The organism is Acidaminococcus massiliensis, assembly GCF_900095825.1.
Lineage (GTDB): Bacteria > Bacillota > Negativicutes > Acidaminococcales > Acidaminococcaceae > Acidaminococcus > Acidaminococcus massiliensis.
Window position 1 is genome coordinate 2,208,914 of record NZ_LT608315.1, and the last position, 12,556, is coordinate 2,221,469.

The following is a 12,556-nucleotide window of genomic DNA, read 5'->3' on the forward strand; positions in this document are numbered from 1 at the left end:
AAGTCCCTTTCTTAGTCTCACAGGACTAGGTTAAAAGGTAGTACTTTTGAAGTTTGTTCTAGTGTAGCACGGGGGGGAGGAAAAGTCAAGGCATCAGGATGCTGTAAGCTATCCGGTACTTTTCCACCCGCTTCCGGTCCTTTTCCGTCACTTCCGGCAGCCGGGTCAGGTCCATGTTGTTCCGCAAGTCCGCCTTTTTCACCGCGATGGCATAGGGATTCCCGCTTGCCTTGATGTTCCGCACATAGTCCAGATAGGGGATCTTTTTGTCGTGGGTCAAAAGGGCCACCGCCTCCGCCACGGTCTTCCCGAATAATTTTTCCAGGGTTTCCCGGTCCATGGCCGTATCTTCCAGGGTGTCATGGAGCATCCCCACCAGGGCATATGTCTCTCCCAAGGAGAGCACCTGGTCCGATACGAACTTCACATGATGGATATAGTCTTTTCCTGCCCGGTCCTTCTGTCCCGCATGATATTTCTTTGCCACCTCATAGGCCAATGTCAGTTTCTCCATTTTCACCGCTCCTTACTCTCCTCTGGATCTTCCAATGCATCCACGAACCGCACATCCCAGTCTTCATATTTCACCATCATTTCATGGATATGCTGGGCAATCATGATCGCCGGTGCCCCTGTATTCACATGATACATGAATCGGAACTCCTGGAAATGGAACGGTTCCCCCAAAAGGCCGCTGTAGAACCGGTCCAGTACCTGAGGAGTCAGCGGCCCCAGGGCTTTGCCCGGGCCTCCTTTTTGAGAAAATTCCCAGGCCTGGCCATTTTCATCGACAAAAAGGTATCCCTTCTGCCCGAACCGCCGGCTCATGGCAGGCCCCAGGCGTTCCAATTCCGGCCGGTACAGCACATTCATATGGACCAGCACCTGGCAGCAGGGCTGCCGGCCGCCCCATACCCATTCACAGTGGAAATCCACCAGGCGCAGCCATTGCTGCAGGGCTTCCAGATCCTTGGGCTTCGCCGAAAGAAACACCCCGCAGCGCTGCCGTCCGAACTGCTCCAATAATGGTTTTTCCATATCCATTCCCCCTTCCGCACTTTCATTGTAGCAGAAAAAGTGGGAAAAATGGGGGACAAATGGGAAGGACGTCAGACCGGTCCTTGATAAGAAGACAGGGCCGTGTCTGCCTTCTTTTCTCTCTTACAACACTTTTTTCCACTTAATGACGGTATTTTTCCACCCAGGAAGGAAGTTCTTGTTTCTTGACGAATGGTATCACTATACCTATTCTATAAGGAGGCAGAACTATGGAAAAAATCAAGACCTTTGACGAACTCACTATCCGGGATAATTTTCTCTTCCAGCATGTCATGCGCAATGAACGGCTTTGCACCCATCTCATCGAAAAAATCTTGAATATCAAAGTCCGTTCCCTCCACTACCTGGATTTCGAAAAGACCATCGACCTCCGTCTGGACGGCAAAAGCATCCGTTTGGATGTCTATGTAGAAGACGAAGAAGGCCGGGTCTACGATATCGAGATGCAATGCTCCAACTCCCCCAGGAACGACTTAGCCAAACGCAGCCGTTTCTACCAAAGTATGATCGATGGAGAACTGCTGGACAATGGCAAACCGTATGAAGAACTGAATCCCTCTTATGTAATCTTCATTTGTACATTTGACTCTTTCCACAAAGGACTTCCCATATACACATTTACCCATTGCTGTAAAGAGGATTACAAGGTACAATTAAAAGACGAAGAGACCCGGATGTTTCTCAACAGCAAGGGCAGTGAAAATGCAACAGATCCTGATATCGCTGCTTTTCTCCGGTATGTGGACGGAAAAGCTGCTAAGGGGAATTTCGTAGAAAGATTGGATCAGGAAGTCCATTTTGTTAAAAGTATAGATAAAGTGAGGCGAGAGTATATGATTTTAAGCGATGAAATCAGGAGACGCCAAAGAGAAGCCGCAGAAGAAGGCATGAAAAAAGGATTAGAACAGGGATTAGAACAAGGATTGGAGCAAGGCCGCCTGGAAGGGAAACGGGAAGGCAGTGAAAACGAACGCCGCCAGTTGCTGATGAACCTTTTGGACAGCGGTATGCAGGCGGAACAAATCGCAGCCGGAACCAAAGTTCCAGTAGAATACGTACGGAAACTGGCTGAAGAAATGAAAAATTAATATTTCAAAAGGGGCTGCTGCACGTGTGATTTTCACACGTGCAGCAGCCCCTTCTTCACTCCCTCAGCTCCCGCAAAAGTTCCTGGAGATTCTTCTGCTGGTTCTCTTCGCTGACTTCTTCGGAAGAGGGAATCACATTGGCCGCCGGGCGGATCTGGTTCCCTTCCAGCCGGCAGTTGTAGAAAGATTCCAGTTCCTGGTCTCCGTTGGTGAGCCCGTAGAGGATCTCCAGCCCCCGGATGGAAACGTCCACTTCTTCCCCTTCTTCCTCATAGGGCATGGGGCTCAGGGAAAGGAGATATTTATAGGCCATCTCCGGCATCAGCTCTTGGAGGACTTTTTTCTTATAGCTGTATTTGGCATCCAGGATCAAGTAAGTCTCCCGCCCTCTTCCCCGCCATTTCAGCAAATAGTCCGGGGTGTAATAATGGCCTTCCTCCAGGGCCTTGAAGGCATAGGTGGTATTCCGGTAGAGGTGGATGCCCCTTTCGGCGTTTTCCGCCTGGTCCGTGATCACCGGCTGGAAATACAGGGTCAGGCTCTCTTCTCCCTTGTGGAAGTGGAACACATTCTGGTAACCGGAAGGGTCGTACAGGTTCCGTGCCCCCTGGCTGTAGCGCTGCCGGCGGCGGCTGTCCAGGATGTAGCCGGCTCCCTGGAGCTGGCAAATCAGTTTGGCCAAGCAGTACACTTCGAATACGAAGGTGTTTTCATACAGGTTCAGCAGCATCTGCTCCCGGGGGAAGTGGTGGCAGGTATTCTGGATCCACTGGTGGATGCACAGGTAGATCCGGTGATACTGAGGAATCCGGAAAAAGGGTTCCGTGGGCACCGGCAACTGGAGGCCATCCAACAAGGTCACTGGAAGGATCTGCTGGTAGGAGACGAACATCTCCTGGAGCCGCTCTTCCACCTCTTCGCACCGTCCCAGGAAGCTCCGGAGCATCCGGGCCGCATTTTCATAGAGCACCTGGGAAGACAGGATATAGCCGTTTTCCAGGGCATCCGGCAGTTCCAGCCCTTGGAGCTGGTCCTGGATTTCCTTCCGTCCTTCCCCGATGTCGTAGAGCATCCGTTTGAGGAAGCTGAGGACCACCTGGTTCTCATAGACATCCCGGCTCATCTTATCCTGGGTCATCAGGAGCTTTTCGGGCAGGCAGTGCCGGTCCCCAACCTGGATCCCAGCAGGAGACTCCTTCAGATATTCCGGATGGCGGACCAGATACTGGAGGGTATGGGAATTCACCGTCTGGACTTTTTCCGTCCAGTCCACCACCTCGGCGGTTTCCAAGGTGTGGCGGCAGTTGGCCTTGAAATACCCATAGCTTTCTTCATAGACCTGGAGGATCTCATCGGCCAGGGTCAGTTGGGAAAGGAAATCCTGGAAATCGCTCCGTTCCCCCTGGACCAGGCCCCCGGTCTTTTCCCGGAGCAAGGGCTTCTGGTGGGCATAGATGAATTCCAGCATGGCTTTCAGGTTCTGCTGCTGGGGAGAAGGCTGGATCAGCACCGGCAGAAGGTCGGTATACCAGGTGCTGTCAGTGCCGTCTTCCTGCTGGAGGGTGATTTCCAGTTCCACCAGGCCCATATGGTAGGCAAAGATATTGTTGGGGAACAGGACGGTGCCGTGGCGCCGGTCGTACATACTGTTCAGCGGCTTTCCGTTCAGCGCCACCGCTACGGAAGCACAGTCCCAACCGGCAGGGAGCTCCAGGTCGTAGTGGAGGTTTTCCCGCACCCCCGGATGCCCCGCTGCCGCCAGGACCCGTTCTGCCGAATAGGGACGGGCCTGATCGGTCACCGGCAGCAGCAGTCCTGGCCCGTTCTGTTCCAGGAGACGGATGGTGTTTTCCATGGCCATCTCAGTGGAAGAACTGGAAGAACTTCATCCGCCGGTTCCCCCACTCCAGGATCTGATCCAACAGCGCCGCGCTCTGGACCATCCGGTTGCTGGCACAGTCATCCCGGAACTGGATCAGCCATTTTTCGAATTCTGCCCCATTGCCGCTGAGTTTGGGCAGGACTTTCTGGGCCACGGCATAGTCCAGGGCGATGACCCCGGGGCGGATGTGGTCTTCCGGTTCCATGAGACGGGAAGCCACCCGCCAGTACCGGTGCAGGGCCAGTTCAATCCGCATGCTCAGATAGATATTCTGTTCCGCCAGCCGGGCTTTCACCCGGTCATAGACATTCTGCTCCACGCTGGTCAGCTGGCAGCTTTCCCGGGGAGCCACATCGAAGAGGCTCTTCAGCTGCTGCCAGGAGACCTGCTGGATTTCCCCATTGCCCAATCCCCCGTCTACTTCTGGGACGAACTCCGTATGGGGCAGGGTGACGATCCAGGCCCGGTCGATCAGCCGGGGAGAAAGTGTCTCCGTGGTGTGGTCGTTGTTGATGGTAGCTAGGAAATGGAGGGTCTCCGGCAGCTGGAACCGATGGTTGTGGCCCAGGTTGATGGTGTGCTCCTCATTCCAATCATCGCATACATTCATGAAATCTGCCCAGTAGTATTCCATGGGGGAAAGGTTGGCTTCATCCAGGAGGATGTAATAGGGATACTGCCGGATTCCATGACGTTTTTCCCAATCCAGCAGCCGCAGCCCGTCATAGACATCCCGGTTGCTTTCTTCGAAGGCCTTGGTGAGGGGATTGTAATAGCCGATCAGATCCCGTTTGGAAGTCCAGCCCCGCTCCACGGAAACAGGGATATACCGATTGGTGGTGCTCATGAAATCCTGGGGCCCGATTTTCCGTTCGAACTGGGTCAGTCCCAGCACCTTGCCCAGAAGGTTGCAGAAAGAAGTCTTGCCGCTGCCGGGAGAGCCGGAAAACACCGTCAAAAAGCCCTGGGTAGCGCAGATCAAGAGATCCAGGATCAGGTTCCGGCTGTATTGGGGCCGTTCTTTCTGGATGGAAGTGATCAAGTATTCCAGGCATTTCCGATTGTTGCTGCTGGAAGCTGGGATCCCGTTGATCCGTTCTGCCAGCTCTTCTTCCGTCTGGGGCGGAGCCTGGCGGGTCTGTCTTTCCTGGACCAGGGCCAAGGCTTTCCGGTTCCGGGCGGATACACCCTTGGCGTTTCCCAGTTCCTGCCAGATATCCGGATACCGTTCCAAGAGGGCGGAGATGAAATCCTGTCCCCACCGTTTGTTCACATTGTCCAGGAGATGCTGGTACAGGAAGTCCCCCACCTCTTCATAGCCTTCCCGGGCCGCCTTATCCCCTTCCAAGATGGCTTCCAGCCGCTGGATCCGCTGCTGCCGGATGGCGGAGGGAAGATTGCTGAACAGCTGGTCCTGTTCCCGTTCCAGGAAGTTTTTCAAGGTTTCCGGCTTTACCATGTCGCCGGAATCCACCTGGGCGCTTTTCACCAGGCTCTGGAGCAGTACTTCATCCGGGGCCATATCCACCAGCTGGGAAGCCGTGCCCGGCAGACGATGGTAAAAGGTCCACTCTGTCTTTTCCTGCCGGCTGGCCCAGGTCCCTTCGGCCGGGGAGAAGACCACTTTCTGCCAGGTTTCCGGCGGGCAGGCAGTCAAGAGATACTGGTTGGCAGGCACTTCGCTTTCCACAAAGAAACCGAACCGGTTGTTCTTCTGGACTTCATAAGGGCCGGCGATCCAGCCATTTTCCAGCTGGATCAGGATCTGCTCTCCGGCAAAGAGATCCTCTTCCTGGAGCCGCAGCACCGTATCTTTAGAAATGGGATCCAGGAGCCTTTTTTCCGGCACCACCGTATACAGTCCCTTTTCAAAGGGATACTGCAGGTGCCCTTCCTTCAGGGCATCGATGCAGAACACCCGATAAGCGGTGGACCGGAGGTTCCCCTGGTTGTCTTTGTTTTCCACCAGGGTTTCCGGGCTGATTTCCAGGAAGATGATGTCATTCTCATGGAAATGGTCTTCCATATATTTCTGGTCGCTGTGGAGGCTGTACCACAGGTTGATGTTCTTGTACTGTTCTGCCCGGGGGATCAGGGCATCGATTTCTTCTCCCGAAAGGGCCCGGTAGGCTTCATCCTGCCAGATCCCCATGGGCGTGAAATTGTAAAAGCTGTCCACGATGTTGATCCGGCCCACATAGGTGGTGAAGTTCTTTTCTTCCGAGGCTTCCTGTCCGTCGTCGGCGCTTTCCGGAGCGGAGGCGGGCCCTGCAGGCACCATTGCCGCTTCCGGGGCCTGGGCAGGATCCAAGGCAGCAGAAACGGCCTGAGGTTCCGAGGTGGCCGGTGCCATGGTCTCCGCCGGAACTTCTTCCGGGGCCGGTTCCAGGACGGCATTCTTCTTTGCCCGGCCGTTCCGGTTCCGGACAGCCTTATCCCGCATCCGGCTGTCCCGGTTCTTCCGGGCAGCAGGCTCTTCCGGGTTTTCTTCTGCAGAGACTTCTGGTTCCCGGTTCTCTTTGGCTTCCCGGTCTCCCTTGGTCCCTTTGCCGTTTTTGGTCTCTTTGGTCTCTTTGGTTTCCCTGGCTTCCCGGGCCTCTTTTTCTTTCTTCTTCAGCAGGGCTTCTGCCTGGTGCTGCTTCCCTTCCGGATATGGCATTTCGGCCATTTCCAGCACCATCCACAGGGCGTTGGGCCGAAAAGGCTCTTTTTTCTTCTGGCAGATCCGTCCATATTTCAGCAGCAGGTCCGCCATGGCATCCGGGCTGTATTTGCTGATTTTTTTCATGTTCTCCGGATCTTTCCCCACGATCTGCTGCAAGTTCCGGCACACCTGGCCCAGGAAGGCTTGGAAGGTATAGGCGGCAATATCCTGGTAGATCCGGTCCCCTTCCTGGTACAGCTCGACGGCAAAGGGAACGATTTTCTCCCTCACCCGGGGGGACCGTTTGTCCAGTTTTCCCAGTTGGATGATGTATTTCCGGTATTTCCGGCTGTTCCCCTTCATGGGCTTCAGCAGTTCCTCCACTGGGGTGGTTTCAAACAGCATCTGCAGATAATGTTCCTGGACCTTGTCCGCAGTGCTGCTACTGAGATCGACGGGCAGGGCAGCCTCTTGTTTTTTTGGTAATTTCTGGGGTTTCATCATGGCCTCCGACACATAGGATATAAGAGTAATTTGACAAATAAAAAGAAAAGCCGACGCCTCTCCCAGCGCGGCTCTTCCTATTATACCCAATTTGGGTCATTTTTTCCACTTTTCCATGGTGCTCCACACGTCCGGCTCTTCCAGACCCTTCCGCCAGTAGGCGCTGCCAGCTAAGTCGTACCGGCTGATCAGGGCATTCTTCAGAGCCAGGCTCCGAGACTCTTCCTGCCACACCCGATGGAGCACCCCCTGTTCCCGGTATTCGAAATAATATTGGCCTTCTTCGCTGCGCCAAGCCGGCACCATCCCTTTTTCAGCGATCAGCTTCCGGGCACCTTCCATGGAAAGGGTCTTGGCGCTGACCTTTCCCTCTTCTTCCTTCCAGTCCCGCATGTAGAGGGGCATCCCCAGCACCAGTTTTTCTGCCGGGACTTCCTGTAACGTATTCCGGATGCCTTTTTCCACCCAGGGCAGGCTGGCTACGGAGCCGGCCCGGGGAGACAGCCGGGAATGCTCATCGTAGGCCATGAGCATCACATAGTCCACCTTCCCCGCCAGGGCCTTCCGGTCGTAGCAGCGGGACCAGTTGCTGTTGTCCGAGGGAACTGTCACATCGATGGAGACGGTATACCCTTCCTGCTGCAGGGGGCCGGCGATCTCTCCCACGAACTCCGTCAGCCGGTCGCTGTCTTCCGCCCGGATGTTTTCGAAATCCAGGTTGATCCCATCCAGCTGGTACTGTTTCGCCAGGGACAGGATCCCCTCCACCGCATTCTTCCGGCCGGCTGGATTGTCCAAGAGGCCATGGGTCCGGTCCGGGTCGAAGCCGTTGGTGATGAGCGCCCACACTTTATACCCCTGGGCATGGGCCTGGGGCGCATAGTCCAGGGACGCATGCTTCACCTGGATGTTCCCCTCTGTATCCCCGATCACGAACCAGCTGGGAGAAAGGACATTGATCCCCGGCAGCTTCTTTTCCCGGGAAAGCCGGGAAGCGTTTTCTCCGGGAGCCTGCCAGTCCCACACCAGCCCCACCGGACCCTCCACCTTCTGGGGACGGTAGGGTTCCTGGACCGGAGGCTGCTTCTCCTTTCCCGGCCCAATGCTTCCAGGGGTCCGGGCACAGGCCGTGCCGGTGAGGGCCATCAGGCAAAGGCAGAAAACGGGTATCCATCGTTTGTTCATGAAAGTCCTCCTGTCGTGCTTTTACTCTTTCAGTTCTTTTTCCTTTTCTTCCAAAAATTGTTCCACACAAGCGGCAAAATCCAGATCCTGCCGCTGGGACAGTACCGCCAGCCACCAGACGCACTCTCCGATTTTTGCAGCCAGCCTGTCCTTTTCCTCACTGGGCCAACGGCCCTGGGCAGCCATGGTCAGCCGTCCCTATTCTTCACGCTCTACTCTGTACTCTTCACTCTGCCCTGTTCTTACGGCTTCAAGTTCCCTTTTGCCACATTCCGGTCGATGATGGCCTGGACGGCCTGGCCGATCTTTTCGCTGCCTTCACCGGTATGGGCGTTCCGTTTTTCCACCTGCAGCCGGCCTACCTGGTGGAGCCGCCAGTCTTTTCCGTCATTGGCATCGTTCAGCAGGATGGGCTGGAAATTGTCCAGGGCATGGGCGTACCGGGCTTCCGGCGTATCTCCCCGATCGAATTCTTCAAAAAGATCCCGGAATTCCCGCGCCTGGTCTTCCGGCAGCAGTCCAAAGATCCGGTCCGCCGCCTTTTCCTCCCGTTCCCGCTGGGTCTTCACCCCTTCCGGGTCGTAGGCATAGGTATCCCCTGCATCGATTTCCACCACATCGTGAAGGAGGATCATCAAAAGGGTCCGGGCCAGATCGATCGGTTCGTTGGCATATTCCTGCAAAAGACAGGCCATCACCGCCATGTGCCAGGCGTGCTCCGCATCGTTTTCCTGCCGGCGGTATCCGGTGAGATGGGTCTGGCGGAGAATGGTCTTTTCCTTATCCAGTTCCAGGATGAACTGGAGCTGTTTGGCAAAACGTGGATCGTCTGTCATTTGTACTGCCTCCTGTTTCGTTCATTACAGGTTCCATTATACCATGGAAAAAGAGACTGTGCCCGCCGTCCTGTTCTGCAAGCCTTCCTCCGTACTTGATCCTCTGTAAAATTTCTGTAAAATCTGACGAGTTCTGTAAAACCTGGGTAAAATCTCCTCTTTCCGGCACTGTGCCAGTACGGAGGTGGTTTATACTAAAAGCAAGACAAGGAAAATCCAATGCTTTTTGTATCAATCGGGGTGTTTGACCATGAAAAATCAACTGTACAAATCACCGGAAGCGCTTTATCAGGGACTGAGCCGGCTGCGCCAGGATGTGCTGGTGAAGGGGGAAGCTCTGTATCGATCCTGGCGTCCCCAGATCCAGCGGACCCATTTCCTGAACAGCGCCTTGAACATGGCTTTTTATCTGGCTCTGCGTTCCCACGACCTGCGGAAGATCCAGCATTCTCTCCTGCCCCTGGGCCTTTCTTCCCTGGGCCGGGGCGAAGCCCGGACCATCACCAACCTGGATGCGGTGATGGCTTCTCTGGGACGGATCTGCCAGGTGCCCGAAGCCCAGCAGATTCCCTATCCGGATCCCAAACGGTTCTTTTCCGGGGATACCCTGCTCTCCTACAATACAGGGCGTCTCTTCGGCCGGGAAAAAAGCGGTACCCGGATCATGGTGACCCTGCCCACCGATGCAGCCCTGGACGGCGGGAAGCTGATCCGGGAACTGGTGGCTGCCGGCATGGACAGTGCCCGGATCAACTGTGCCCACGATACCCAGGCCGAATGGGAAAAGATGATCGGATACATCCGTCAGGCAGAACAAAAGACCGGCCGCCGCTGCCGGGTCCATATGGATCTGGCAGGGCCCAAGGTGCGGATCGATCATCTCCTGCTGCTTTCCCTGGATGCCCGGGTATTTCCGGGCGATTCCCTGTTCCTGGTCCGGGACAGCATCGCCGCCTGGGACCCGGCCTACCAAGGAGGGATCGTGATTTCCTGCAGCATCCCGGAAATCTTCCAGCACCTGAAAGCGGGAGACCCGGTGCTCATCGATGACGGGAAGATCCGGGCGGAAGTAGAAAAGATCGTCCCCCAGGGAGCTTGGCTAAAGATCCTTTACGCCCGTCCCGGGGGAAGCAAACTCAAGAACCAGAAAAGCCTGAACTTCCCCCAGACTCCGCTGGATATCTCCCCCCTCACCTCCAAAGACCTGGAGGACCTGGACTTTGTGGCAGCCCAGGCAGATTCCATCGGCTATTCCTTCGTGAAATCCGCAGAGGATATGGCCCGGCTCCAGCAGGAACTGCGCCGGAGATTGGGCCGGCAGTACCGGAAGAAGGCCATCATCGCCAAGATCGAGACCCGGGAAGCGGTCCACCACCTGCCGGACATCATCGTCCAAGCCGCCTCCCGGCAGCCCTTGGGCATCATGATCGCCCGGGGTGACTTGGCTGTGGAAGTGGGCTGGCAGCGCTTGGCAGAACTCCAGGAAGAGATCCTGTGGATCTGTGAAGCAGCCCATGTGCCGGTGATCTGGGCCACCCAAGTGCTGGAGAACCTGGTGCGGACAGGCCTCCCCTCCCGAGCAGAGATTACCGATGCGGCCATGGGGGAACGGGCGGAATGCGTCATGCTGAACAAAGGTCCCTACATCGTGGAAGGGGTCTCCGTCCTGAACAACATCCTGAAACGGATGGAATCCCACCAGTATAAAAAATCTCCGGAACTCCGTGCCCTGAGCCTGGCCAAGGAAGAATTCCAGCGGCTCAAGACAGCGGCAGGAGGGAAGAAATAAGGAAAGAGGGTGTTGCACAAAACATGCATGATGTGACCCCAAAAAGTTAGACCTTAGTAACGAGATGGTTTTTACTGTCTCGTTACTTTTTTATGCTGCCAGCAAAGAAAGCCTGTATTGAACAGGACTTTTCCAGCCCAGTTTTTCCTTGATCCTTTGTTCGTTATAGTATTTGATGTATCGTTCGATAGCGGCTTTTAGTTCTTCGTAGCTGTAGTAGATCACTCCATAATACATTTCCTGTTTCATTAAGCCGAAAAAGTTTTCCATTACAGCGTTATCATGACAGTTACCCTTTCGAGACATGCTCTGAAAAATTCGTTCTTTTTTTAGTTTCCTGGTATAGGCCTTCATTTGGTATGCCCAGCCCTGATCGGAGTGAAACGTTCTTCGATATGGACAATCAGCAGTAATTTCGATTGCTTCAGCTTGAGCTTCCAGTATGCTTTCAGCCGAAGGACGTTTGGCTATTCCATAGCTGATGATTTCATCATCGAACATGTCCAGGAAAGGATCCAGATAAAGCTTGTGCAGGGTCAGATGTCCCTGTGTATCTACTTCATAATATTTGAATTCTGAAGTATCGGTCGTAATCTTCTGATGTGGGATATTCGTCTCAAAACGACGATGTATTCTATTCGGAGCAATGGTCCCTACCTTACCCTTATAGGAACTGTATTTACGGCTTTTCCGGGTAAAGGATGTTACCTGAAGGCTCAGTTTCTGCATGATACGTTGAACTTTCTTCTTGTTCACGCAAATCCCTTGATTCTTCAGCTCACCGGTCATGCGCCGATATCCATAATCTTTATGCTGGCTGCGGATTTCCTGTATTTTGTCCTCTACTTCCTGGTCTGGATTCACGCGGTCAAACCGTTTCTGCCAGTACATATAGGTCGCTTTGGGCATTTGAGTATAGGAGAGAAGGTCTTTCAATTTGAATGATCTTCGGAGACTGGAGATGATTTTCGCAACTCTCTCATTTTTGCTTCGTCCTCTAAACGCAGTCTCCTCAGTTCTTTTAAAAAAGCATTCTCTATACGGAGTTTAAGATTTTCATCCTCTAACTCCTTGACATGTTCCACACTGATGTCGACCATCGGCTGCTGAACCTGGGTATCTGTTTTTTTGGTTTGAGATTTGTTCAAAGTTCTCTTCCTGCCTTTTTTATGTGACCGTAAAGCATCTGGTCCCGCAATTCTAAATTCATTGACCCATCTGGCAATCATTGATGGGTTGTTGATCCCTACTTGAATTGCTAGTTCCTGATATGAGATTTCATTTGTTAAGTAAGACTCTACCACAGAAAGTTTTTCTTTGAAAGAGTATATTTTTTGAGAGCGGGATCTTTTCAGTCCATCATCACCAAATGCCTTGTAAGCAGCAACCCACTTTAGCAGCTGGCTGCTACTTGCCATCCCATATTTACGTGAAATAGAAATACACCCTTCGTCACTGTTCAAATATTCCAGTACTATTTTTTTCTTAAATTCATAGCTGTGTTTTGCCATAAAAAACTGACCCCCAATTGTTAGATTTTTGGTCTAACAATTGGGGGTCAGCTCAGCA

11 protein-coding genes are annotated in these 12,556 nt (G+C 53.8%); 2 read left to right on the forward strand and 9 right to left on the reverse strand.

All coding sequences use genetic code 11. The features are described from left to right. Positions 1-85: 85 nt before the first annotated feature. Both BQ2657_RS10620 and BQ2657_RS10625 read right to left on the reverse strand, forming a co-directional pair. Complete coding sequence (locus BQ2657_RS10620; RefSeq protein ID WP_075580586.1) at positions 86-514, reverse strand: HD domain-containing protein; 429 nt, start codon at positions 512-514, stop codon at positions 86-88. Between the two features lie 2 nt (positions 515-516). Then, a complete protein-coding gene (locus tag BQ2657_RS10625) occupies positions 517-1,038 on the reverse strand; it encodes a hypothetical protein (RefSeq protein ID WP_075580587.1) in 522 nt (173 codons plus the stop codon). A gap of 230 nt (positions 1,039-1,268) precedes the next feature. On the opposite strand from BQ2657_RS10625, the gene BQ2657_RS10630 reads away from it, so the two are divergent. After that, positions 1,269-2,147: an Rpn family recombination-promoting nuclease/putative transposase gene (locus tag BQ2657_RS10630; RefSeq protein ID WP_075580588.1), complete on the forward strand. Its 879-nt coding sequence runs from the start codon at positions 1,269-1,271 to the stop codon at positions 2,145-2,147. A gap of 55 nt (positions 2,148-2,202) precedes the next feature. Here BQ2657_RS10630 and BQ2657_RS10635 read toward each other — a convergent pair whose 3' ends face one another. The 5 genes from BQ2657_RS10635 to BQ2657_RS10650 form a co-directional block, all read right to left on the reverse strand. Further along, entirely contained in the window at positions 2,203-4,002 is a 1,800-nt protein-coding gene (locus BQ2657_RS10635) for a DUF2357 domain-containing protein (RefSeq protein WP_222704328.1), read from the reverse strand. A gap of 7 nt (positions 4,003-4,009) precedes the next feature. Next, the gene (locus BQ2657_RS10640; protein ID WP_143224880.1) at positions 4,010-7,177 is read right to left on the reverse strand and encodes a hypothetical protein; all 3,168 of its coding nucleotides are present in this window, start codon (positions 7,175-7,177) and stop codon (positions 4,010-4,012) included. A 96-nt stretch (positions 7,178-7,273) separates the two neighbouring features. Continuing rightward, a complete protein-coding gene (locus tag BQ2657_RS10645) occupies positions 7,274-8,362 on the reverse strand; it encodes a glycosyl hydrolase family 18 protein (RefSeq protein ID WP_075580591.1) in 1,089 nt (362 codons plus the stop codon). Between the two features lie 21 nt (positions 8,363-8,383). Next, positions 8,384-8,548, reverse strand: coding sequence for a nucleoside triphosphate pyrophosphohydrolase family protein (locus BQ2657_RS13015; RefSeq protein WP_154667113.1), 165 nt, complete (start codon positions 8,546-8,548; stop codon positions 8,384-8,386). 56 nt (positions 8,549-8,604) lie between these two features. After that, the gene (locus BQ2657_RS10650) at positions 8,605-9,198 is read right to left on the reverse strand and encodes an HD domain-containing protein (RefSeq protein WP_075580592.1); all 594 of its coding nucleotides are present in this window, start codon (positions 9,196-9,198) and stop codon (positions 8,605-8,607) included. A gap of 250 nt (positions 9,199-9,448) precedes the next feature. Here BQ2657_RS10650 and BQ2657_RS10655 point away from each other — a divergent pair, with 250 nt between their 5' ends. Further along, positions 9,449-10,987, forward strand: a complete 1,539-nt coding sequence (locus BQ2657_RS10655) for a pyruvate kinase (protein ID WP_075581069.1) — start codon at positions 9,449-9,451, stop codon at positions 10,985-10,987. 90 nt (positions 10,988-11,077) lie between these two features. Here the strand turns inward: BQ2657_RS10655 and BQ2657_RS13765 are convergent, their stop codons facing one another. Next, positions 11,078-11,953, reverse strand: a complete 876-nt coding sequence (locus tag BQ2657_RS13765) for an IS3 family transposase (protein ID WP_408607743.1) — start codon at positions 11,951-11,953, stop codon at positions 11,078-11,080. Continuing rightward, positions 11,920-12,498 (reverse strand): helix-turn-helix domain-containing protein, encoded by a 579-nt coding sequence (locus BQ2657_RS13770; RefSeq protein WP_075578809.1) that lies wholly within the window; start codon positions 12,496-12,498, stop codon positions 11,920-11,922. Before BQ2657_RS13770 ends, BQ2657_RS13765 begins: the two co-directional genes overlap by 34 nt. Between the last annotated feature and the right edge of the window lie 58 nt (positions 12,499-12,556).

Excerpts from the sequence above, each read along its gene's own strand:
- BQ2657_RS10640 (WP_143224880.1), bottom strand. The coding sequence starts at position 7,177 with ATGATGAAACCCCAGAAATTACCAAAAAAACAAGAGGCTGCCCTGCCC.
- BQ2657_RS13015 (WP_154667113.1), bottom strand. The coding sequence starts at position 8,548 with ATGGCTGCCCAGGGCCGTTGGCCCAGTGAGGAAAAGGACAGGCTGGCT.
- BQ2657_RS10650 (WP_075580592.1), bottom strand. The coding sequence starts at position 9,198 with ATGACAGACGATCCACGTTTTGCCAAACAGCTCCAGTTCATCCTGGAA.
- BQ2657_RS10645 (WP_075580591.1), bottom strand. The coding sequence starts at position 8,362 with ATGAACAAACGATGGATACCCGTTTTCTGCCTTTGCCTGATGGCCCTC.
- BQ2657_RS10630 (WP_075580588.1), top strand. The coding sequence starts at position 1,269 with ATGGAAAAAATCAAGACCTTTGACGAACTCACTATCCGGGATAATTTT.
- BQ2657_RS10620 (WP_075580586.1), bottom strand. The coding sequence starts at position 514 with ATGGAGAAACTGACATTGGCCTATGAGGTGGCAAAGAAATATCATGCG.
- BQ2657_RS10655 (WP_075581069.1), top strand. The coding sequence starts at position 9,449 with ATGAAAAATCAACTGTACAAATCACCGGAAGCGCTTTATCAGGGACTG.
- BQ2657_RS10625 (WP_075580587.1), bottom strand. The coding sequence starts at position 1,038 with ATGGAAAAACCATTATTGGAGCAGTTCGGACGGCAGCGCTGCGGGGTG.
- BQ2657_RS13770 (WP_075578809.1), bottom strand. The coding sequence starts at position 12,498 with ATGGCAAAACACAGCTATGAATTTAAGAAAAAAATAGTACTGGAATAT.
- BQ2657_RS10635 (WP_222704328.1), bottom strand. The coding sequence starts at position 4,002 with ATGGAAAACACCATCCGTCTCCTGGAACAGAACGGGCCAGGACTGCTG.